The 20,550-nt window shown below is 72.1% G+C and carries 18 protein-coding genes; 3 read left to right on the top strand and 15 right to left on the bottom strand.

What is annotated here, in order from left to right; translation table 11 throughout:
- Nucleotides 1–231: 231 nt before the first annotated feature.
- Nucleotides 232–1,446, bottom strand: a complete 1,215-nt coding sequence (locus tag ACE101_RS03470; protein ID WP_379126153.1) for a polyhydroxyalkanoate depolymerase — start codon at nucleotides 1,444–1,446, stop codon at nucleotides 232–234.
- Nucleotides 1,447–1,773: 327 nt separating this feature from the next.
- Here ACE101_RS03470 and ACE101_RS03465 point away from each other — a divergent pair, with 327 nt between their 5' ends.
- Nucleotides 1,774–2,430, top strand: a complete 657-nt coding sequence (locus ACE101_RS03465; protein WP_379126151.1) for a glutathione S-transferase family protein — start codon at nucleotides 1,774–1,776, stop codon at nucleotides 2,428–2,430.
- 14 nt (nucleotides 2,431–2,444) lie between these two features.
- On the opposite strand, the gene ACE101_RS03460 is transcribed toward ACE101_RS03465, so the two are convergent.
- The 4 genes from ACE101_RS03460 to dapA form a co-directional block, all read right to left on the bottom strand.
- Entirely contained in the window at nucleotides 2,445–3,185 is a 741-nt protein-coding gene (locus ACE101_RS03460; RefSeq protein WP_379126150.1) for a carbonic anhydrase, read from the bottom strand.
- 94 nt (nucleotides 3,186–3,279) lie between these two features.
- Complete coding sequence (locus ACE101_RS03455) at nucleotides 3,280–5,274, bottom strand: OmpA family protein (protein ID WP_379126149.1); 1,995 nt, start codon at nucleotides 5,272–5,274, stop codon at nucleotides 3,280–3,282.
- Nucleotides 5,275–5,375: 101 nt separating this feature from the next.
- Entirely contained in the window at nucleotides 5,376–5,849 is a 474-nt protein-coding gene (smpB, locus tag ACE101_RS03450) for an SsrA-binding protein SmpB (RefSeq protein WP_379126148.1), read from the bottom strand.
- Between the two features lie 222 nt (nucleotides 5,850–6,071).
- Nucleotides 6,072–6,965 carry a 4-hydroxy-tetrahydrodipicolinate synthase gene (gene dapA / locus ACE101_RS03445; RefSeq protein ID WP_379126147.1) on the bottom strand — a complete coding sequence of 298 codons (894 nt, stop codon included), beginning with the start codon at nucleotides 6,963–6,965 and terminating at the stop codon, nucleotides 6,072–6,074.
- A gap of 163 nt (nucleotides 6,966–7,128) precedes the next feature.
- On the opposite strand from dapA, the gene ACE101_RS03440 reads away from it, so the two are divergent.
- The gene (locus ACE101_RS03440) at nucleotides 7,129–9,438 is read left to right on the top strand and encodes a lytic transglycosylase domain-containing protein (RefSeq protein ID WP_379126146.1); all 2,310 of its coding nucleotides are present in this window, start codon (nucleotides 7,129–7,131) and stop codon (nucleotides 9,436–9,438) included.
- A gap of 302 nt (nucleotides 9,439–9,740) precedes the next feature.
- Here ACE101_RS03440 and ACE101_RS03435 read toward each other — a convergent pair whose 3' ends face one another.
- From ACE101_RS03435 to ACE101_RS03405, 7 genes are all read right to left on the bottom strand, one after another.
- Entirely contained in the window at nucleotides 9,741–10,049 is a 309-nt protein-coding gene (locus ACE101_RS03435) for a hypothetical protein (RefSeq protein WP_379126145.1), read from the bottom strand.
- Between the two features lie 8 nt (nucleotides 10,050–10,057).
- Nucleotides 10,058–11,908 carry an OmpA family protein gene (locus tag ACE101_RS03430; protein ID WP_379126144.1) on the bottom strand — a complete coding sequence of 617 codons (1,851 nt, stop codon included), beginning with the start codon at nucleotides 11,906–11,908 and terminating at the stop codon, nucleotides 10,058–10,060.
- Nucleotides 11,909–12,115: 207 nt separating this feature from the next.
- A complete protein-coding gene (locus ACE101_RS03425) occupies nucleotides 12,116–13,678 on the bottom strand; it encodes a porin (protein WP_379126143.1) in 1,563 nt (520 codons plus the stop codon).
- Nucleotides 13,679–14,183: 505 nt separating this feature from the next.
- Nucleotides 14,184–16,028, bottom strand: coding sequence for an ABC-F family ATP-binding cassette domain-containing protein (locus ACE101_RS03420; protein ID WP_379126141.1), 1,845 nt, complete (start codon nucleotides 16,026–16,028; stop codon nucleotides 14,184–14,186).
- A gap of 175 nt (nucleotides 16,029–16,203) precedes the next feature.
- Nucleotides 16,204–16,407 (bottom strand): hypothetical protein, encoded by a 204-nt coding sequence (locus ACE101_RS03415; protein WP_379126140.1) that lies wholly within the window; start codon nucleotides 16,405–16,407, stop codon nucleotides 16,204–16,206.
- A 57-nt stretch (nucleotides 16,408–16,464) separates the two neighbouring features.
- The gene (locus tag ACE101_RS03410; protein WP_379126139.1) at nucleotides 16,465–16,779 is read right to left on the bottom strand and encodes a polyhydroxyalkanoic acid system family protein; all 315 of its coding nucleotides are present in this window, start codon (nucleotides 16,777–16,779) and stop codon (nucleotides 16,465–16,467) included.
- Between the two features lie 144 nt (nucleotides 16,780–16,923).
- Complete coding sequence (locus ACE101_RS03405; RefSeq protein ID WP_379126138.1) at nucleotides 16,924–17,298, bottom strand: septal ring lytic transglycosylase RlpA family protein; 375 nt, start codon at nucleotides 17,296–17,298, stop codon at nucleotides 16,924–16,926.
- 318 nt (nucleotides 17,299–17,616) lie between these two features.
- Between ACE101_RS03405 and ACE101_RS03400 the strand changes: the two genes are divergently transcribed.
- Nucleotides 17,617–18,807 carry a site-specific DNA-methyltransferase gene (locus ACE101_RS03400; protein ID WP_379126136.1) on the top strand — a complete coding sequence of 397 codons (1,191 nt, stop codon included), beginning with the start codon at nucleotides 17,617–17,619 and terminating at the stop codon, nucleotides 18,805–18,807.
- Nucleotides 18,808–18,841: 34 nt separating this feature from the next.
- Here the strand turns inward: ACE101_RS03400 and ACE101_RS03395 are convergent, their stop codons facing one another.
- From ACE101_RS03395 to ACE101_RS03385, 3 genes are all read right to left on the bottom strand, one after another.
- Nucleotides 18,842–19,264: a response regulator gene (locus ACE101_RS03395; RefSeq protein WP_379126135.1), complete on the bottom strand. Its 423-nt coding sequence runs from the start codon at nucleotides 19,262–19,264 to the stop codon at nucleotides 18,842–18,844.
- Between the two features lie 328 nt (nucleotides 19,265–19,592).
- Nucleotides 19,593–19,826 carry a DUF2171 domain-containing protein gene (locus tag ACE101_RS03390; RefSeq protein WP_379126134.1) on the bottom strand — a complete coding sequence of 78 codons (234 nt, stop codon included), beginning with the start codon at nucleotides 19,824–19,826 and terminating at the stop codon, nucleotides 19,593–19,595.
- Nucleotides 19,827–19,915: 89 nt separating this feature from the next.
- A complete protein-coding gene (locus ACE101_RS03385) occupies nucleotides 19,916–20,491 on the bottom strand; it encodes a PepSY domain-containing protein (protein WP_379126133.1) in 576 nt (191 codons plus the stop codon).
- Between the last annotated feature and the right edge of the window lie 59 nt (nucleotides 20,492–20,550).

Raw genomic sequence — 20,550 nt, 5'->3', positions numbered from 1 at the left:
GTTGTCCTCTAGAATTCAATCATCCCGTGGCCGGCCAGCGGCCGTCCTGCGACGCCCGGCGAACCGGAATGCACCCCGGGCCCGGCCGTTCCGGACCGGGAGGGGCGGACATCGCGATTGCCGCTAAGGCCGGCGCACACGCTGCGCCTGGCTGGGCCCATTACACCAGTTCGGTGCGATTTCCAACTGCTGCCGAGCCGGGGAACCCGGATTTCGCCGCCTTCGGGCCGATCAGGCGTTGGCCTGGATGAAGTTGCGCACCAGCGGATAGGTCTGGTTCTCCCATTTGCGGCCGGAGAACACGCCGTAATGGCCGACCCCGGCCTGCAGGTGGTGGCGCTTGCGGAACGGCCGCAGGCTGCTGCAGAGGTCGTGCGCCGCCATGGTCTGGCCGACCGCGCAGATGTCGTCGCGCTCGCCCTCCACCGTCATCAGCGCCGTCTTGCGGATGGCGCGCATGTCGATCGGCGCCCCGCGATAGGTGAGCGCGTTGCGGGCGAGAGCCGCGTCCTGGAACACGGTCTTCACCGTCTCCAGGTAGAACTCGGCGGTGAGGTCGAGCACCGCGAAATACTCGTCGTAGAAGGTCTCGATCTGGGTCGCCCGGGCGGTCTCGCCGCGCGCGATGTGCCAGAACAGGTCGAGATGGCCGTGCATGTGGCGGGCCGCGTTCATCGACATGAAGGCGAAGAGCTGCATGAAGCCCGGATAGACCCGGCGGCCCGCCCCGGCATGGCGGCGGGGCACGGTGGCGATCAGGTTGCGCTCGAACCACGCGATCGGCCGCTCGGTGGCGAGTTGGTTGACCTTGGTCGGGTTGATGCGGGTGTCCACCGGACCCGCCATCAGGGTCATGCTGGCCGGCTGGGCGGGGTTGCGCTCCTCGGCCATCACCGCCGCGGCGGCGAGCGCCTGGACGCAGGGCTGGCAGACGGCGACGAGATGCGCGCCCTCCCCCATCGTCTCCAGGAAGCGGATCAGGTGGGCGACGTAGTCGTCGAAGCCGAAGCGGCCGGCCGAGACCGGCACGTCCCGGGCATTGTGCCAGTCGGTGATGTAGACGTCGTGATCCGCGAGCAGCGTGCGCACCGTGGAGCGCAGCAGCGTCGCGAAATGGCCCGAGAGCGGCGCCACCACGAGCACGCGGGGCTGCTCGCTGTCGAGGTCCTTGCGGAAGCGCAGCAATGTGCCGAAGGGCGTGCGCAGCACCGGCTCCTCGGTCACCGGCACCTCGCGGTTGCCCACCGTCACGGCATCGATCCCGTAGGAGGGCCGGGCATGGGTGAGGCCCGCCCGCTGCATCATGCGGGCGGTGGCGGCGACCCAGGTGGCCGGCTCCCCGTAGCCCGCCTGGGTCCAGGGGCTGATGCCGTCGTGGAGGAGCTGCCCCCACGACCGGGTGCCGGCCGCGAGGTCGGACTGAAACTCGAAGACGTCGTAGAGCATCAGCCCGAGGACTCCCCCACAGATGCCGGGGCTGGAGCATCCGCCCACGGTCGGACTACGGCAAGGCTTGGCGATCCGCGACGTGCCGTTCGGTCGATGCGGTGCCGGAGCCTTAGCGGCCATTCCCTTCAGGCATGCGACAGACGTGCCAAGCGCGATCGTCCCCGCCCCGTCCGCATGGCGCCGGGCGCGCGCCGCCGCTATTTTGGGCAGCGGATTTCGTGGACCGGCCCCTCGGGACTCGACCTTCGGGGCAGGCTTGACCGGCACGAGTCTTGGATCGGCCGGTGGGGAAGCGGGCCGGTCCGGCTCGCGGGGAGGATGCGCATGGCCGAGGCCACGCTCACGGTATCGAGCCGAAACTACTCGTCGTGGTCCCTGCGCGGCTGGCTCCTGTGCCGCATGGCGGGCCTCGACTTCGCCGTGGAGGTGCTGGGCGCCGGTGACGCGGCGAGCCGGGCCGAGCTCCTGCACCTCTCGCCCTCCTTCCTGGTGCCGCGCCTCACCCACGGCCCGGTGCGCGTCTGGGACGTTCTGGCGATCGCGCAATATCTCAACGAGTGGCGCCCCGAGGCGGGGCTCGTCCCCGCCGACATCGTGGCCCGCGCGTGGTGCCGCTCGATCGCGGGCGAGATGCACGGGGGCTTCATGAACCTGCGCTCGGCGCTGCCGATGAATCTGCGGGCGCGCTACACCGACTTCAAGCTCTGGGGCGGCGCGCAATCGGACATCGCGCGCATCCAGGAGATCTGGGAGGAGGCGCTTGCCGCGAGCGGGGGCCCGTTCCTGTTCGGCGCGACCCCGACCATCGCGGATGCCATGTACGCCCCCGTCTGCACCCGCTTCGTCACCTATGGCGTGCACCTGGCGCCGCGCTGCGGCGCCTATCGCGACCACATCATGGCGTGGCCCCTGATGCAGGAATGGATCGCCGACGCCGACGCCGAGCCCGAGGAGGTCGAGGAACTCGACATGGAGTTCTGAAGGCCGGAGCGGGGTCAGATGTCCTCGAACCACTCCACGGTCCCGTCGGCGAGGCCGTAGCGCGCCGCCACGATGCGCAGCCTGTTCTGGCGGAGCGCGTCCTGAAGCACCGTGCTCTGCGTCTTGAGCCGGCCCGCGACCCGCCGGGCATTGGCGCGCACCGCGGCATCCAGGAGGTCCCCGGACTGGCCGCGGGCCGCGAGCACCGCCGGGATGATCGGCTGCACCATCTCGCCGATCACGCCCGGGAAGGTCGCGTTCTTCTCCACCACGTCGACCGCCGCCGCGACCGCCCCGCAGGCCTCGTGGCCGAGCACCACCACCAGCGGGCAGCCGAGCACCCCGACCCCGTATTCGATGCTGCCGAGGGCGGCGGTGTCCACCGTGTTGCCCGCGTTGCGGACGATGAACAATTCGCCGAGCCCGCGCCCGAACAGCAATTCGGGCGGGACCCGGCTGTCCGAGCAGCCGACGAGGACGCAGAACGGCGCCTGCCCGCGGGCGAGTTCGACGCGGCGCTCGCGGCCCTGCTGAGAGCGGTAGGGGGCCTCGGTGCGGAAACTCTCGTTGCCCTCCCGGAGGAGCTGGAGCGCCTGATCGGTGGTCAGCGTGGTCCTCGGCACCGCCGGGGCCGCCACGGCCGTCGCTGCCGGCAGGACGAGGCCCGCGGCCGCGGCCGCCGCCCCGGCCAGGAAGGCCCGGCGGGCCGGATGGGGCGACGGCCCGCCGCAGCAGGCGCAGGACATCCTCGGCATCGGGCGCTCCTCTCCGTCGGAACGGGCGGGCTTCTCGCGTCCCACCCTCGCCATCAACGCGCGGTGGCGTGGGGCGCTCCGCCGGCGGGCCGCCCTATGGGCGGCCCGCCTGCTGCTGGATCAGCGGGGTGATGCGGCGGACCGTGACCCGGCGGTTCTCGCGGCTCGCCTCCTGAGTGTTCACCTTCAGGTACTGCTCGCCGTAGCCCTGGGTGGTCAGGTTCTCCGGCGGCACCCGGAAGTCGCGGGTGAGCACCGCCGCCACCTCCTGCGCCCGGCGGTCGGAGAGCGAGAGGTTGTCGACGTCGCTGCCCACCGCGTCGGTGTAGCCCTCGATCAGGAACACCTCCTGCGGGTTGCGCTGCACCGCACGGTTGATCGCATCCGCGATCGCCGCGAGGCGCCGGGCCTGATCGGGGGCGACCTGCCAGGAGCCGCTGTCGAAGGTGATCGTGTCGATGTCGACGCTGCGCATGCGGGCGCGCAGGGTCGGGCTGTCGCGCACCTCGTCGAGGGTGTAGCGGCGCTCGACGGGCGCGACGGGCGGTGCGGTCAGCGCCTCGTAGATCAGGCCCTCGTCGGCCCGGTCCGCCTCCACGACGTAGCGCTCGCGCGGGATGCGGATGTCCGGGGGCGGCAGCACGACGACGTCCCGCTCGATCGAGCGGGGGCGGCCCGCGACGGTGTTGTCGATCAGCACGACCTCGCGCCCATCGCGGGCGCGCCGGGTGCGGCGCAGGAGGCGGCCGTCCTCGTCCACCACGGTGACGATCTGATCGCCGCCGGGCCGGTCGATGATGGTGACCACCTCGGAGCCGCGCCGCTCGATGCGGGCGTCGCGGTCGAGTTCGCGGAAGCGCTCCGTCTCGTCGTGGCGGATGTAGTAGCGGTCGCTGTCGCGCACGATCACCCGGCCGGGTTCGCGGATGGTGAGGCGTCCGCCCTCGTTGTACTCGCGGCGGGCGCGGCGCACCTCGTCGTAGCTGCGCACGTCGACGTCGCTGCGCCGGAAGCCGCCGGGCACGAAGTCCGGGTCATCCGGGCGCTCACCGCCCGGGAGACGGTCGCGGCGATCGGAGCCCCGGCGATCCGGGTCGCGGCGCTCGAAACCGTCCCGCCGGTCGAACTCGCGGCCCTCGCGGCCGGGCCCGGGCGGCACGGCAGCGGGACCACCGGCGGGCGGCACGGCCTGGCCGGGTGCCACGCCTTGACCAGGTGCCATGCCTTGGCCCGGCGGAACCGGAGCCGGCTGGCCCGACTGCGGAAGGCCGGGCGCGGGAGGCGGCGCAGGCGTTCCCGGCTGCGGCGCGGGTGCGGCGGGAGCGGGTGACGGAGTCGGCGCGGCCTGACCGGGCTGTGGCGCAGCGCCCGGCGGACGGGCGGGCGCCGCGCCGGGCTGATCGGGCCGGCGCGCCGGCGCCGGCGGTTCGGCGGGGGCTGCCGGTGCGCGGGCGGGCTCGTTCGCAGCGGGCGGCGTCGGGCGGGTCTGGCTCGGCCGCTCGGGGCCGCCCGGCGGGCGGGGCGCCTCGGGCTGGCGCTGGGCCGGCGGCTCGGGCGGGCGCGGCCGCTCCTCGCGAGGCGGCTGGGCCTCGGGGGGGCGCGGCGGGATCGGCCGCTCCGGCTGGCGGGCCGCGGGCGGCTCGGCGCGGGGACGCGCGGGCTCGGCGGGCTCCCGCTCGGGCCGCGGAGCCGGACGCTCGCCACGCTCCGGGCGCTCACCACGGTCCGGACGCTCGCGCGGCTCGGGGCTGCGCTCCCGGGGCTCGGGTGCCCGCTCGCGCGGTTCAGGAGCCCGCTCACGGGGTTCCGGGCGCGGCGCCGGACGCTCCCCGCGCTCGGCGGGCGGGGCGGGACGTTCGCGCGGCTCGGGGCGCTCGGCCGCCGGGCTCCGCTCGGGCCGGCCGGCGGGATGCTCGCCGCGCTCCGCGGGACCACCCCGCTCGGGACCACCCCGCTCCGGCGGACCGCCGGCCTGCGCGGTTCTGACGATCCCCGGCGTCCCCGGCTCGGCCCGGCCCGGCAGGGACTGCAGCAGGAGAGCGGGCAGCATCGTCCCGGTCAGGAGTAGCGCGCGGAGGGCCCGCATCATCTCACCTCAGGTCAATTCACGGTCCAAACGAACCGCCGACCTCCGGCTTGGTTCCCTGCGCGACGTTCCCTGCGCGACCGACAGGCCGGGCCGGCCCGGCCTCAGCCCTTGTCGCGCATCAGCCGGGCGCGGTCGCGCTGCCAGTCCCGCTCCTTGGCGGTCTCGCGCTTGTCGTGGAGCTTCTTGCCCCTGCCGAGCCCCAGCTCGACCTTCGCCCGGCCGCGCTCGTTGAAGTAGATCTTGAGCGGAATGACCGTGTAGCCCTCGCGCTGGGTGGCGCCGAGGAATTTGTTGATCTGGCGCCGGTGCAGCAGCAGGCGGCGCGGCCGCTTCGTCTCGTGGTTGAAGCGGTTCGCTTCGAGATATTCCGGGATGTAGGCGTTGAACAGGAAGAACTCGTTCCCCGAGGGGCCCGCATAGGCCTCCCCGATGGTCGCCTTGCCGCCGCGCAGCGACTTCACCTCCGTGCCGGTGAGGGCGATGCCCGCCTCCACCGTGTCGGTGATCTCGTAGTTGAAGCGCGCCTTGCGGTTATCCGCGACGACGCGGCGGGCGGGATCCGATTTCGGGGCCATTAACGGGCTCTTCTCTCAAGCCTTGTGCGACGGGGTGGACCTGTTCGTCCCCCGCCGAACCGCACGAGGCAATTCGGCGCGAGGAAGCGCGCGTTCAATCACAGACTCGGGGCAGCGACCGGTCGCGCGGCATCGGTCGCCACTGCGGACGATGCCGCGGATGACAGATGGGGAGCGCCGTCCCGTCCCGCCACGCGGATGGGGCCCCGGCCGGCGGGCTCGTCAGTTGACGAGGCCGGCGTGGCGAAGCGCAGCGTCGACGGCGTGGCGCGTCCCCTCCCCCACCGGCACCATCGGCAGGCGCACCTCCTCGGTCATCAGGCCGAGGCGGGCCAGCGCGTACTTGGCGGGCGAGGGATTCGTCTCCACGAACAGGTTGGTGTGCAGCGGCATCAACCGGTCCTGAATCGCCAGGGCTGACCGGAACTCGCCCGCGAGGCAGGCCTCCTGGAAATCCGCGCAGAGGCGCGGCGCCACGTTCGAGCTCACCGAGATGCAGCCGTGGCCGCCATGCGCCATGAATCCGAGCGCCGTCGCATCTTCGCCAGAAAGTTGGATGAAGTCTTCTCCCATCGCTTGGCGCTGAAGGCTGACGCGGGCCACGTTGGCGGTGGCATCCTTCACGCCGGCGATGTTGGGCAACTCATAGAGCCGCTTCATGGTGTCGACGCTCATGTCGATCACCGACCGGCCGGGAATGTTGTAGATCAGGATGGGAATGCCGATCGCGTCGTTCACCGCCTTGAAGTGCTGGTACAGCCCTTCCTGGGTCGGCTTGTTGTAATAGGGCGTGACGATGAGAACCGCGTCCGCCCCGGCCTTCTCCGCATGACGCGCGCGCTCGACCGCCTCCGCGGTGGAGTTCGAGCCGGCACCGGCCACCACCGGCACCTTGCCGCCGGCCTCGTCGATGCAGGCCTCGACCACGCGGTCGTGCTCGGCATGGCTCAGGGTCGGGCTCTCGCCGGTGGTGCCGGTGGGCACGAGGCCGTGGGTCCCGTTCTCGATCTGCCACGCCACGAACGCCCGGAAGGCGGCCTCGTCGAAGGCGCCGTCGCGGAACGGCGTCACGAGGGCGGTGAGCGAGCCTCTCAGGCGCTGCGAAATCGACGTCATGCGGATGGTCCTCGCCCGGTCGGGGCTTCTGCGGCTGTCCCGTATCGCCCGACACATAGGCCGTCGCCCGGCCTCGCGCAAACCGCAAAAGTCACGGTTAATGCCTTCTTAAGGCGGCGCTTCCACGATGGCATGTCCGCTCTCGCTTAGGGGAACGACGACCATGCAGCTCCCGGCCCGACGGCGCCGCCTCGCGGTCCTCACGCTCCTCGCCTCCGGCACCGCGCTCGCGGTTCTCGGCGGCCCGGCCGTGCGGGCCGCGGACCCCGAGGGCGAGGGCGCCGTCTCCGCCCGTCCGGCCGCCGCGGAGAGCGCGGAACTCGCCGGAGCCCTGCGCGCCACCGCAGGTCCCGAGGAGCCCGCCTCCGCCCGCGCGGCCGAGGCGCTTCCGGCCAATTCCCTGCCGGCCAATCCTTTGCCAGCCAAGCCGCTGCCGGCCGCGGCCACGGCCTACGCCTCCGCCGATCCGGAGGCCCCCATCCCCTTTCCGGCCCCCGACGCGACCCTGACGCCGCTGGCGCCGCCCGCCCCGAGCGTGCCGGATCCGGGCCGTCCGACCCCGGCGGTGGACATCGACGCCCCGGCCCTGCGCAGCGCCATCGACGCCTACCGGCGCGGGCAGGTGGACGAGGGCGACCGGCAGCGCGACGCCTTCACCGACCCGGCCGTGCGCACCCTCCTCGACTGGGTGGCGATCCGGGCGGGGGCGGGCGTCGGCTTCGAGCGCGTCGTCGGCTTCATCCGCGACAACCCAGACTGGCCGGTGGGCGGCATGATCCGGCGGCGGGTGGAAGAGGCGCTGCTGAGCCAGCGCAAGGCGCCGAGCGTCGTGCGGGCCTATTTCGCCACGCGCCGCCCGGCGAGCCCGCCCGGCAAGTTCGCCCTCGCTCTCGCCCTCAAGGCGGAAGGGCTCACCGAGGACGCCGCCACGCTCGCGCGCGACCTGTGGCGCGAGGAGAGCTTCGGCCGCACCCTCGAACTCAAGGTCCTCGACGCCTTCCCGGGCGTTCTCACGGAGGTCGATCACCGCGCCCGCATGGAGCGGGCGCTGATGAAGGAGGATTGGGAGGCCGCCGGCCGCGCCGCCACCTACGCGGGCAGGAGCTACGGCACCCTGGTGCGGGCGCGCCGCGCCGTCGAGGCCAAGGCCCCCAACGCCCAGAGCGCCCTCGACGCGGTGCCGCCGAGCCTGCGCGGCGATTCCTCCTACCTGTTCTCGCGCGCCCAGCTCCTGCGCCGGCTCGACAAGCCGACCGAGGCGGCGGCGGCGCTGCTCGCCGCGCCGCGCAACCCGGAGGTGCTGGTCGATCCCGACGAATGGTGGATCGAGCGCCGCATCGTGGCGCGCAAGCTCCTCGACCTCGGCGATGCCAAGACCGCCTACGCGGTGGTGGCCGGGCACAGCGCCAGGACCGTGGAGAAGCGCATCGAGGCGGAGTTCCACGCCGGCTGGATCGCCCTGCGCTTCCTCGGCGATGCGCCGCTTGCCGCCCGACACTTCTCCACCGCCTCGGAGATCGCCGAGACGCCGATCTCGGTGGCACGCGCCGCCTACTGGCAGGGCCGGGCTGCGGAGGCGTTGGGGCAGGCCGCGGAATCCAAGGCCTTCTACGAGCGGGCCGCCTCCCAGCCGATCGCCTATTACGGCCAGCTCGCCCGGGCGAAGCTCGGACAGGACACCCTCGCCCTGCGGGCGCCCGGCACGCTCGAAGGCGCGGCCCGGGCCTCCTTCGAGGCGCGCCCGGCGGTGCGGGCCCTGCGCATCCTCGCGGCGGCCGGCCTGCGGGAGCAGGCGCTGCCCCTCTACATCGACTTCGCGCAGCGGCTGAACGACCCGGCGGAGCTGAACGCGCTCGGCGACATCGCGGTGGCGGACAGCGACCCGCGGGCGCTGGTGGCGCTCGGCAAGATCGCGGTGCAGCGCGGATTGCCCCTGGACCGGCACGCCTACCCGACCAACGGGATCCCCGCCTACGAGGCCTCCTCGGCAGTGCCGCAGGTGGAGAAGGCGATGGTGTTCGCCATCGCCCGCCAGGAGAGCCAGTTCGACCCGCGGGCGCAGTCGAGCGTCGGGGCCCGGGGCCTGATGCAGATGATGCCGGCCACCGCCCAGCGCACCGCCCGCCGGGTGAGCGCCACCTTCGACGCCGCCCGCCTGCTCAGCGATCCGGCCTACAACGCGCGGCTCGGCCAAGCCCATCTCGGCGAGCTGATGGAGGATTGGCGCGGCTCCTACATCCTGGCCTTCGCCTCCTACAATGCGGGCGGCGGGAACGTGAAGAAGTGGATCGACGCCTACGGCGATCCCCGCGACCCGAAGGTCGACCCGGTCGATTGGGTCGAGCGGATTCCCTTCACGGAGACCCGCAACTACGTGCAGCGGGTGACCGAGAACCTGCAGGTCTACCGCAACCGGCTGGAGGGCAAGAGCGCGCTCCTGATCCAGGACGACCTGCGCCGCGGCGCGCGGTGAGGCGCGGATCGATCATCCTGCTTTCCGGGTCCGATCGAGCCCGGAAAGGGCGATGAAATCCGCATCGGCCGCAACGGCGACCCAAGCGGGTCCCCGCACCCGTCGCGCTTGAGCGCACCCTTCCCGGTCTCATACGGTTTCCGGATGATCGCTTCGCGATGCGGAAACCGGCCTCGCTCAGGCGCCGCGCGGGCTCGTGATACGGTTTCCGGATGATCGCTTCGCGATGCGGAAACCGGCCTCGCTCAGGCGCCGCGCGGGCTCGTGATACGGTTTCCGAAAGTGATCGTCCGGAAACCGTATCAGCCCTCGCGCCCCTCCCCCGCCGGGGACAGGCGCGCCCGCTCCGCCCGCGGCAGCACGGCTCCGAGCCCGCAGCCGGCCGCGTAGGGGACGAGGAGCAGGGCGGCGGTCTCGACCCACAGCCCGGCCCGGCCCGGCACGATCTCCAGGGCGGCGATGCCAGCGGCGGTGGCGGAGAGAAGCACCACCGCAAGGGCGGCGAGGCGCGCCACTCTCCCGTCGGGCCAGCGCATCAGCCAGCCGGTCGCCGCCCCGAGCAGGAGCGCGACGAGGCAGGCCGGCCAGAGGGCGGCGGCGAGGATCAGCATCGCCGGGCTCACGAGCGCAGGGCGAAGGCGACGGCGCGGCGCTGGGCATCGCCCGCGACGGCCACGACCCGGTCGGCCGGAACCCCGGCCTTCAGCAGGTAGTCGACGATGGCGGCGGCCCGACGCTGCGGCAGGGTCACGTCGGGCATCTCCGGCTCGGGGGGCGGCGCCTCGGCCTCCTTGCCCTTGGTCTTGCCCTTGGGCGGCTTGGCCGACTTGGCGAGGGCCGGCTTGGGGGCGGGCGGCTTCGGAGCCGGGGCGGAGCCGGGCGGATCCTCGTGGCCCGCGACCTCGATGCGGGCGCCGGGGCAGGTCCGGGCCAGGGCCGCGAGATCGTCGAGCGTCGCGTAGAAATCGGGCTGGAGATCGGTGCTGCCGGGGGTGAACCGGACGGCGCGGGGCTCGATCCGCTCCGCGAAGGCGCTGCGGCAGGTGGTGGCGTCCCCGGTCACCACCTCGTCCTTGGCCCGCACCGCCACCTCGGCGCGCCAGCCCGCGGGCGCCAGACGCTCGGCGCTCGCACGGAGCCGGCGGGCGCTCTCCGCATAGAGGCTCTCGCCGGAGAGCCGCAGCACTTGGTCGGTGACCGTGACCTCGCCGCGGGCGAGCTGCACGAGGGGTAGCGCAGCCGCCTGGAGCGCGGCGAGCAATCCCGGGGGCGCTCCGTCCGCGATCCGGCTGCGGTCGACGATGCGCTCGCCGAAGAGCTGGGGCCGCAGGGTCGCGAGGAGGGCCGTGCGCGTCTGGGCATCCGGCAGGTGCCCGGTGAGCGTCACCGCCTCGGCATCGCGCCGGATCGTCACCCCGTAGGGCCGGATCGGACTCGCCGTCAGCTCGACGCGGCCGGGAGCGAGGCCCTCGGGCAGGCTGCCGGTGGTCAGCGCGTCGGCCTCCTGCACCGCCTGCGCGTCGATGGCCGCGCCGCGGACCGACAGGGCCGCCCCGTCGAGCGCGACCGATCCGTCGCGCACCAGGGCGAGGGCCGCGAAGGCGCGGTCGATCAGGGCGCGGAACTCGACGCCGGGCGGCAGGCCGCGGGCGGTGCGCATCGCGTCCTCCACCGGCGCCCCGCCCGCGAGAGCGCGGGCCGCCGCCAGGGCCGCGGCCCGGTCAGCGTCCGAGACCGTGTAGCCGTCGAGCCGGATACTGCCGTCGGGACGGCGCGTCGCCGACCACGTGAAGGGCTTCACCAGGGCCGGAGCGAGGGCGACCGGGCCGAGATCGAACCCCGCCGGGAGCGCCGCGAGGGTGGCGCGCACCGCCTCGTAATCCTCGACCGTGGCGGCCTCGCCCTCGAGGGTCAGCGTGCGGTCGCGCAGGCCGGCCGTGCCGCCGGGCGCGAGACGGGCCGCCTGCCCCGCCAGGAAGGCGGCGGCCTCCGCGAAGCCCGCCGGCGCGCCGCGGGCGGCGCGGGCCGCGTCGTTCACGGCCACGCCGTCCGGCAGGGCCTGTGCGAGGCGGCCTTCGATCTCGGCCCGCCGCATCTCGGCCGGGCGGTAGCCGCGCAGATCGATGCGCTCGGGCGAGCGGCGCTGGGCGGACCAGACGAAGGGGGATTGCTCGGCCACGGTGCCGAGTCGGTCGACGACGCGGCGGATGCCGGGGATCTCGCGCAGGCGGTCGAGGGCGGCCTCGCGCTCGGGGTCGGTGGGTGCATCGCCGAGGGCGACGAGATCGCGCCCGCGCCGCTCCACCCGCAGCCAGGGCTCCCCGGTCTCGCCGAGGGTGGCGGCGGCAACCGCCTCGGCGGGCGCCGTGAGCGCCCCGTGGAGGCGCGGCTCCGCCAGATGGACCGCGGCGACGCCGAGCGCCGCCAGAGCAGGAAGGCCGGCGAGCCAGCCGATCGCACGAACCGACACGCATGCACCTCAAGACGACGCGCGAGACTGGATGCGCCGATGGAAACCTGCGCCGCGTTTGGGGCCCAAGCAAGGCACGCCCCCGGACGCCAAGTCCCCCAATACGCCAAGTCCCCCAATATCGCGCCCCCAATATCAAGTCCTCGAACGCGAAGAGCCCCGGCGAGACGCCGGGGCTCCGCGATAGGAGGCTGGAATGCGGGCGACTTAGAAGTCGCGCTGCACGCGCATGCGGACCTGGAACGTGTCGGTGGCGTTCACGGTCGGCAGCGTCGCGAGCTGCGCCGCCGTGACCGTCGACAGGTTCACGCCCTGGACCTTGTTCGGGTCGAGCACGCGGCCGTTGTTGAGCGCCTGGCGGACGTAGAGGCCCTCGACACCGATATCGAGATCCTTCACCGGCGACCAGATCAGGCTCGCGCCCGCGACGATCTGGTTGGTGTCACGCGCGGTCGGGCTGAGCGCGAAGGCCGCGAGGCCCGCCGTCGCCGTCACCGGGTTGACGAGACCGCCCACGTTCAAGAGCGCGCTGTTGGTGCGGGCGGTCTTGTTGAAGCTCATCTCGCCGTAGCTGCCGAAGAAGGCCGACCGCCACTCCGGAGCCCAGTAGTGCAGGTACGAGGCGGTGACCGTGAAGCTCTTCGAGAGTTCGAGCTTGCCGGAGACCGGGTCGAGGATCGCGTCCGAATACCAGCCCGTGATGGTGCCGGCGATCGGGCTCGCGGACGGCGTGTAGCTGCCGTTGTACGAGGAGTAGCCGGTGTAGAGGTTGGCACCCTCGCCGTAGGCACCCTGGAGGTAGAGGGCGTCGCCGGCCGCGATGAAGGGCAGGTTGACCTTCACGCCGCCCTGCACGGCCCAGCCGTACTCGTTCGACGGACGGGCGACGGTGACGGTGTTGACGGCGAAGGCGCCGACGTTCAGCTCGTGGACGGCGGCCGAGATCTGGGCCGAGCCCCAGGCGGCGTCGTAGCGCAGGGCGCCGACGAAGTCGGGCATGCGCGAACGCTGGATCACGTCGACGTTGGCGAAGCCGCCCACAGCGCCCGGAACCAGGACCGGCGCGACGTTGGTCGGGGCGATGTAGCCCGGAGCCGTCGTCGTGGTGCCGACCGTGCCGAAGATCGGGGTCTTGCGGAAGATCGGATCTTCCATCGAGATCGTGGCCGAGAAGCCCTGGCCGAACGTCGCCGTGTAGGCGAGCAGGTTCGTGGACGCGACGTCCGAGCCCAGGGTCAGGGCGTTGATTTCGAAGTCGTGGGCGTAGAAGTCGAAGAACGAGGCCGCGCGACCGGCGGTGAGGCCGGCGAACTGGATGAAGGCCTTGTCGACGTTCACGTATTGCTGAGCGCGGGTCGTGGTGTCGATGCCGGTCGCCGAGAAGGCGTTGGCGATGCGCTCCTGGGTGCCCGACTTCAAGAAGGCGCCGGTGCGGCTGGCGAGCTCGAAGCGGACGAAGGCGCGCAGGGTGCCGTAGCCGGTCGACGTGCGGGCGTCGAGGTTGAGACGGCCGAGGCCGCGATAGCCGGTCGTGTCACCCGCCGAGCGCAGCATCGGCTGCACGTAGGTCGCCTCGAAGCGGGCGCGGCCGCCGACGCGCAGGCAGGTATCGGTGCCCGGGATGTAGAAGAAGCCGGCGCCGTGGGTTGAGCAGATGCGAACGTATTCGACCGGCACTGCCTTCTTGACCGGCAGATCGGCCGCCTGCGCCCCAGCCACGACCGTCAGACCAGCCGCAGACCCGAGCAGTAAGCTCTTCACGAGCCTCATCGAGACCTCCAAAGTTTCGAGACCCTTGGGGTGAACGACTGTGCCACCCGGACCCGGAGGGATCCGACCCACGCCACTCTTATCCCCGCCGACTCAGCCCTCCCGCACGGGGCAGCGGCCGAACCGCACCGGACGCTGTGTCCGGCGCAGAGGCACCATGCGGGAGGCTCACGGGCCGATCAACACTGTTCCGCTTGCCCGGCAGGACCACGGCCGGCTTTCCGCCGCATTGTTGCACCCGGGCAACGAAATCTTGCCCCAGCTTGGGGCCATCACACCGATTCGATGGCTGGATGGACCGTTGCGACCGGCCGCTTGAGTTCGATCGACCAGCAGAGACCCCGGAATCAGTCCAGCGGATGGTTGCGATGATTCGCCGGCATAGAAAAAGACCCCGGGGAAGACCTGACATCGCGTGTTTGCGGCGGGGCGGGGACGGACCGTTTCGGTCTGCCCCAAGGTTCCCGATTCGGAGACTGGTCCTCTCCGGGCCCTCTCCTGAGGATCAGCCCCCCAACTCCTCCCGGAGCATCTCCAGGGTCAGCCAGCGCTCCTCGGCCGCCGCGAGATCGGTCTCGGCGGTGGCGAGCCCGCGGGAGATGGTCTCGAAGCGCGCGGGATCGCGGGCGTAGAGCGTCGGATCGGCGATCGCGGTGCGCAGCTTCTGCACGGCGGCCTCGAGGGCCGCGATCCGGCCCGGCAGCGTCTTCAGTTCGTGCTGCTCGTTGAAGCCGAGGCGGCGGCGCGCGGCGGGCTCCGCCCGGGGCGCCTTCGGGGCCACGGACTTGCCCTCCGCCGTCTTGCCTTCCGCCGTCTTGCCTTCCGCGGTCCTGGATGCGCCGCGCCGCGCCTGCACCCCGGTGCCGCGCTGGGCGACCATGTCGGAATAGCCGCCCGCATAGGCCGTCCAGCGCCCGTCCCCGTCCGAGACCAGCACCGTATCCACCACCCGGTCGAGGAAGTCGCGGTCGTGGCTCACCAGGATCAGCGTGCCGGAGAAATCCGCCAGCATCTCCTGCAACAGGTCGAGGGTTTCGAGGTCGAGATCGTTCGTCGGCTCGTCGAGGACGAGGAGATTCGCCGGCGTGGCGAGCGCCCGGGCGATCAGCAGGCGGTTGCGCTCCCCGCCCGAGAGCACGCCGACCGGCGTGCGCGCCTGCTCGGGGGCGAACAGGAAGTCCTTCATGTAGCCGATGACGTGGCGGCTCTGCCCGCCCACCGTCACGGTGTCGCTGCCGCCCCCCGTGAGCACCTCCGCGACGCTGCGGGCCGGGTCGAGGGCGGCGCGGCGCTGGTCGAGGAGGTTGAGGGTCACGTTCGCCCCGAGCCGGACGCTGCCCTCGTCGGGAGCGAGATTGCCGGTGAGCAGGTTGACGAGGGTGGTCTTGCCCGCCCCGTTGGGGCCGACGATGCCGAGCCGGTCGCCCCGGTGGATGCGCAGCGACAGGTCGCGGACGATCGGCCGTCCCTCGTAGGATTTCGAGGCCTGGACGGCCTCGGCCACCAGCGTGCCGGAGGCTTCCGCCTCGCCCGCATTCATGCTGACGCTGCCCACCGGCCCGCGATGCTCCCGGCGCTGGCGGCGCAGGTCGTGCAGGCCGGCGAGGCGCTTGACGTTGCGCTTGCGCCGGGCGGTGACCCCGTAGCGCAGCCAATCCTCCTCCGCCGCGATCTTGCGCTCGAGCTTGTGGCGCTCGCGCTCCTCCTCCTCGAAGAAGGCGTCGCGCCACGCCTCGAAGGCCGAGAAGCCCTGCTCGATCCGCCGGGTCACGCCCCGGTCGAGCCAGATCGTCGCCTTCGACAGGGCTTCGAGGAAGCGCCGGTCGTGGCTGATCAGCACCAGGGCCGAGCGGGTGCCCTTCAGCTCCGCCTCCAGCCACTCGATGGCGGGCAGGTCGAGATGGTTGGTCGGCTCGTCGAGGAGGAGGATGTCGGGCTCGGGCGCCAGCGCCTGGGCGAGGGCGGCGCGGCGGGCCTCGCCGCCCGAGAGGCGGGCGGGATCCTCCTCGCCGGTGAGCCCGAGGCTCTCCAGCAGGTAGCGGGCGCGGTAGGGTTCGTCGCCCGGCCCCAGGCCCGCCTCCACGAAGGCGAGCGTGGTGGCAAAGCCCGCGAAGCTCGGCTCCTGCGCGAGGTAGCGCACCGTGGCGCCGGGCTGGAGGAAGCGCACGCCCCGGTCGGGCTCCGCGAGACCCGCGGCGAGGCGCAGGAGCGTGGACTTGCCCGAGCCGTTGCGGCCGACGAGGCAGGCGCGCTCGCCGGGCGCGATGGCGAGATCCGCCTGGGTGATGAGCGGGGTGCCGCCGAAGGTGAGGGCGACGTCCTGAAGGGTGAGGAGCGGGGGAGCGGCCATGGCCGGCTTATGGCAGCGCGCGGCCTCCGGCAAAAGCCGCTCGCGCACTTCCCGCCGATCCTGCCGCCTCATTCGGTTTCCGCACCGCTCGGCGATCGCCGAGCGGTGCGGAGCCTTGCTCCGCGCCGCGCAGGCTTGCGATCCGCTTTCCGGACCATCGCTTCCGGACAGCGGATCACATGGTGGGATTGGCCGGGCCGGCCGGCGCCGGATCCGGGGTCACCACCGGCGAGCTGCCGGGATCGTTGACCGGAATCTCCACCGGCCGGTCGCCCGGCGCCTCGGGCGGCACCGTGGTCGGCGGGCCGCCGGGGCCGGGAGCGGGGCTCGGCGGCACGGGATCGGTGGGCTGGTCCGGCGGGGATCCGGGATTGGCCATCGGGATGCTCCTGACTGGATGTCCCGAGCCAACCGGATCCTGCCGCAGGAGTTCCGGCTACTTCTTGGTGAGGAGCTTGACGCCGTTCTGGCCGATCGCCTGCTGCACCTTGTTGGCGAAGAGCGACAGGATCAGCGGCAGATTCACCTCGACGCGCACGGAATCCGCCGCCACGTCGATGTGGCCGTCCACCTTCTGGTTCAGGGCGCCGACCACGAAGGACAGGCGCTCGCCCTCCCAGGATGCGTCCGCCATGCTCAGGCCCGCCTTCTGGAGCAGGGCCTTCGCTTCACCGATCCCATCGTCGAGACGCCGGTGCGCCTCGGCCAATCCGAGTTGGTGTGGGATCACCACGACCAGGGGTTTCGCCATCGCGTCAGTTCCTTCGCGTCCGCCGCCCGCGGACGGTCACCGGACGCCGCCGCCCGGGAGAGTCGTCCATAACCAGCGTGACGGTTCCAAGAAAGCTGAACGTGCGACAGGGGCCGCCGGCTCCGCGGCGATCGGTGCGCGTCCTTAATCGACCCGCTCGAGGGCGACGCGCGTGACGCCGCCCATGCCGATGGCGCGCGCGGAGGCGCGGCTGAGATCGATGATGCGCCCATGCGCGAAGGGACCGCGATCGTTGATGCGCACCACCACCGAGCGGCCGTTCGCCGTGTTGGTGACCCGCACCCGGCTGCCGAAGGGCAGGCTGCGATGGGCCGCCGTGAGGCCGTCGGGGTTGAAGCGCTCGCCGCTCGCCGTGCGCCGACCGGAGGCATACCACGAGGCCCCGCCGGTCTGGGCCGCGGCGCTGCCGACGGCTCCCATCTCGCACAGGCCGACCAGGGCGAGAGCGCCCCCGAGACACGCCGCAACCGACCGACGCCCAGCAAGACCGTTGTTCATCCCGCATTCCATGATTGTTGATGTGCGGGAATCAATGGAGCAAGAAACGGACGAAACTATGACCGGCGTTACACACCCGTATTCCGGCCACCGATCGCGGCCTGGACTGGACCGTTGCTCGGGGGATTCGGGACTATTCGTGAAAACTTAGGGCTGGTTTACGGTTTATTAGGATTTTCAGTCTTCGCGCGGGGAGCCGGAGGCACCCGGCAAAAACTGCAGCCCCAATTCGAGACGACTTTTGTTTCCGCAGGCAACCGTGCCTTTACCCTGATCGGGCCATGGTCCCGCTTGTCAGTCGCGTAACCGGTGTTCGCCATGGCTTCCCCGCGTACCGCGGTCGCCGGCGCCGCCGCCCGGAAACAGGTCTCGCGTACCGGGCGTGCTGCGTCGGCGCCGCGGATGGGTCTCGTCCCATCCGTCCCGCGTCTTCCCCTCGACGAGGTCATCGTCGGCGACTGCGTCGCCGCCCTCGATGCGCTCCCGCCTGCGAGCGTGGATCTCGTCTTCGCCGATCCGCCCTACAACCTCCAGCTCGGCGCCGCGTCGCTGCTGCGGCCGGACCAGAGCGCTGTCGACGCCGTCGACGACGACTGGGACCAGTTCGCGAGCTTCGAGGCTTACGACGCCTTCACCCGCCACTGGCTCCAGGCCTGCCGCCGGGTGATGAAGCCCAACGCCACCCTCTGGGTGATCGGTTCGTACCACAACATCTTCCGGGTCGGGAGCGCGCTGCAGGATCTTGGTTTCTGGATCCTGAACGACATCGTGTGGCGCAAGGCCAACCCGATGCCGAACTTCCGCGGCAAGCGCTTCACCAATGCCCACGAGACCCTGATCTGGGCCTCGCGCAGCGCCCAGAAGGGCTACACCTTCCACTACGAGGCGCTGAAGGGCGGCAACGACGACCTGCAGATGCGCTCGGACTGGTTCCTGCCGCTCTGCACGGGCGAGGAGCGCCTGAAGGGCGAGGACGGGCGCAAGCTGCACCCGACGCAGAAGCCCGAGGCGCTGCTCGCCCGCACCATCCTGTCCGCCTCGAATCCCGGCGACGTGGTGCTCGATCCCTTCTTCGGCACCGGCACGACCGGAGCGGTGGCCAAGCGCCTCGGACGCCGGTTCATCGGCATCGAGCGCGAAACCGTCTACGCCGAGGCCGCCCGGGCGCGGATCGCCGCGGTGGAGCCGCTCTCGACGGCGGCGCTGCTGACGGCGCCCGCCAAGCGCGCCGAGCCGCGGGTGCCGTTCCTCACCCTGCTCGAAGCCGGGCTGATCCAGGCGGGCAGCCAGCTCACCGACGAGCGCCGCCGCTTCAAGGCGCTGGTGCGCCCCGACGGCACGATCAGCGCCGGACCGGCCTGCGGCTCGATCCACAAGATCGGCGCCCTGGTCCAGGGCCTGCCGGCCTGCAACGGCTGGACCTTCTGGCACACGGAGCGCGGCGGCCGGCTGGTGCCGATCGACGATTTCCGCGCCGAGATCCGGGCAGGGCTGGGTTCGGCAGCCTGACGGATCGCGCCGGCGCGAGGGCGGCGCGCCGCCCTCAATGCGACGTCGCGGCGGCCGGCCGCGCCCAGGCGACGGGGCCGATCACCCGCGGGGCGTCGATGAGCCGGCCGACCTCGCGCAGCAGCGCCGAGGCCATGAAGGGCTTGGGCAGGAAGCGGGCGACGGCCGCGAAGTCGCCGCCCTGCGGCTGGGCGCCCGACACCATCATCACCCGCAGCTCGGGACGGCGGCGCAGCGCCAGCACCGCGAGGCGCCCGCCATCGACCCCGCCGGGCATGTGCCAGTCGGTCACGAGGACGCGCAGGCCCGAGAGCGTCTCGAGCAGGCCGAGCGCCGTCTGGCCGTCCTCCGCCTCGATCACCCGGAAACCGCCGCGGATCAGGATCTCGCGCATCAGGTTCCGCATCAGCCGGTCGTCGTCGACGATGAGGATACGCGGCGGCTCGATGTCTGACATGATCGTTTCCGCTCCGGATGGACAGCCGATATGCCACTACGGCAAGGCAGCGCGGCCGCCGATACCAATCCGGTCACCGAGCGCTCAGTATCCTATGGAGCGTTCACAGGACCTGACAACTCGATCCATCAGACTAACCCGCGCGGGTTAGGCAGAGGCCTCATCGTATCCTTACGTCATACGGTCCGCGGCGGCCTGTCTCTGCTGATCTGTGGAGCCGACACACCATCGCGCCGGGCGGTGGCCGTGCCGGGCCTGGCCCCCCCGGAGCCCGTGCGCGAGGCCCGGCGGCCCGATGGACCGCCGGGCTCGGTTGGAGGACCGCGCTCTACGCGGTCGCCCACTCGTCCTTGGCCTGGGCGGTCGTGCGGTTCAGGCGCACCTGCCCGCCCGCGACATCCGCGACGGAGTCGAGATGGATGAAGTGGTGATGGCCACCGGCATCCGGATCGGTCTTGGTCAGCTTGATGCGCTGGCCGTCGAGATGATCCACCGTCCCCACATGGCCGCCATCCGAGCCCACGACCGGCATGTGTTCCTTGATGCTGCTGGTATCGACCATGAGTCTCTCCGAGGTTGCGGCGATCAACGAGGGTACGAGCCACCTGTTCCCTTGGGTGAGGCCCGCGCGGGCGGGTCTCCGCCGGCCGGTCAGTCGCCCACCGCCTTGCCGTCCGGCCCGACCTTGACCTCCTGCGAGCGGTCGGCCAGCGCCACGGAGATCTCGTAGATCACGGACTGCCCGTCCCGCTCGACCTCGGCCTCGTAGGCCTTGCCGCCGCCCGCCTTCTGCTCGGCGATGGCGAGCGCATCCTTCAGCGAGACCGTGGCGTTCTGGAAATCGCTGACCTTCAGGCGGGTGAAGTAGCGCTCGATCGGCTGGTTCTCGCTCTTGTAGAGCTTGCCGGTGTCGGCATCGATGCCGTGCTCGACGAGCTTGCCGTCCGGATAGACGACCTTGATGCTCCAGTGCATCGGGTTCTTGCTGTCGGCCTTCTCGAAATCGGCGTCGATGGCGCGGCCCTTGTCGCCCTGGCTCTCCGCCGTCGCGATCGCGTCGGCGAGGCTGATCTTGGCGAGTTTCGCCGCCTGCCACTCCTTCATGTCGCCGGGCGCGGGAGCGGCCGGGGTGGTGGGAGCCGGCGCCGTCGGCGCGGGCGTCTGGGCGAGTGCGAGGCCGGTGGTGAGCACCACGAGCCCGGCGGCGGTGGCGATGCGGTTCAACATGACGGGATCCCCTGTTGCGGAGCCGTTTCGGACCCCAGCAACGTCCCGGGATCGGGCTT

The sequence above is a fragment of the Methylobacterium carpenticola genome (assembly GCF_042748905.1).
GTDB lineage: Bacteria > Pseudomonadota > Alphaproteobacteria > Rhizobiales > Beijerinckiaceae > Methylobacterium > Methylobacterium carpenticola.
This window is presented reverse-complemented; position numbering and strand designations above follow the sequence as displayed.

What these genes read in the sequence shown, in the direction of transcription:
- ACE101_RS03470 (WP_379126153.1), bottom strand. Translation starts at nt 1,446, where the DNA reads ATGCTCTACGACGTCTTCGAGTTTCAGTCCGACCTCGCGGCCGGCACC.
- ACE101_RS03465 (WP_379126151.1), top strand. Translation starts at nt 1,774, where the DNA reads ATGGCCGAGGCCACGCTCACGGTATCGAGCCGAAACTACTCGTCGTGG.
- ACE101_RS03460 (WP_379126150.1), bottom strand. Translation starts at nt 3,185, where the DNA reads ATGCCGAGGATGTCCTGCGCCTGCTGCGGCGGGCCGTCGCCCCATCCG.
- ACE101_RS03455 (WP_379126149.1), bottom strand. Translation starts at nt 5,274, where the DNA reads ATGATGCGGGCCCTCCGCGCGCTACTCCTGACCGGGACGATGCTGCCC.
- smpB (WP_379126148.1), bottom strand. Translation starts at nt 5,849, where the DNA reads ATGGCCCCGAAATCGGATCCCGCCCGCCGCGTCGTCGCGGATAACCGC.
- dapA (WP_379126147.1), bottom strand. Translation starts at nt 6,965, where the DNA reads ATGACGTCGATTTCGCAGCGCCTGAGAGGCTCGCTCACCGCCCTCGTG.
- ACE101_RS03440 (WP_379126146.1), top strand. Translation starts at nt 7,129, where the DNA reads ATGCAGCTCCCGGCCCGACGGCGCCGCCTCGCGGTCCTCACGCTCCTC.
- ACE101_RS03435 (WP_379126145.1), bottom strand. Translation starts at nt 10,049, where the DNA reads ATGCTGATCCTCGCCGCCGCCCTCTGGCCGGCCTGCCTCGTCGCGCTC.
- ACE101_RS03425 (WP_379126143.1), bottom strand. Translation starts at nt 13,678, where the DNA reads ATGAGGCTCGTGAAGAGCTTACTGCTCGGGTCTGCGGCTGGTCTGACG.
- ACE101_RS03420 (WP_379126141.1), bottom strand. Translation starts at nt 16,028, where the DNA reads ATGGCCGCTCCCCCGCTCCTCACCCTTCAGGACGTCGCCCTCACCTTC.
- ACE101_RS03415 (WP_379126140.1), bottom strand. Translation starts at nt 16,407, where the DNA reads ATGGCCAATCCCGGATCCCCGCCGGACCAGCCCACCGATCCCGTGCCG.
- ACE101_RS03410 (WP_379126139.1), bottom strand. Translation starts at nt 16,779, where the DNA reads ATGGCGAAACCCCTGGTCGTGGTGATCCCACACCAACTCGGATTGGCC.
- ACE101_RS03405 (WP_379126138.1), bottom strand. Translation starts at nt 17,298, where the DNA reads ATGAACAACGGTCTTGCTGGGCGTCGGTCGGTTGCGGCGTGTCTCGGG.
- ACE101_RS03400 (WP_379126136.1), top strand. Translation starts at nt 17,617, where the DNA reads ATGGCTTCCCCGCGTACCGCGGTCGCCGGCGCCGCCGCCCGGAAACAG.
- ACE101_RS03395 (WP_379126135.1), bottom strand. Translation starts at nt 19,264, where the DNA reads ATGTCAGACATCGAGCCGCCGCGTATCCTCATCGTCGACGACGACCGG.
- ACE101_RS03390 (WP_379126134.1), bottom strand. Translation starts at nt 19,826, where the DNA reads ATGGTCGATACCAGCAGCATCAAGGAACACATGCCGGTCGTGGGCTCG.
- ACE101_RS03385 (WP_379126133.1), bottom strand. Translation starts at nt 20,491, where the DNA reads ATGTTGAACCGCATCGCCACCGCCGCCGGGCTCGTGGTGCTCACCACC.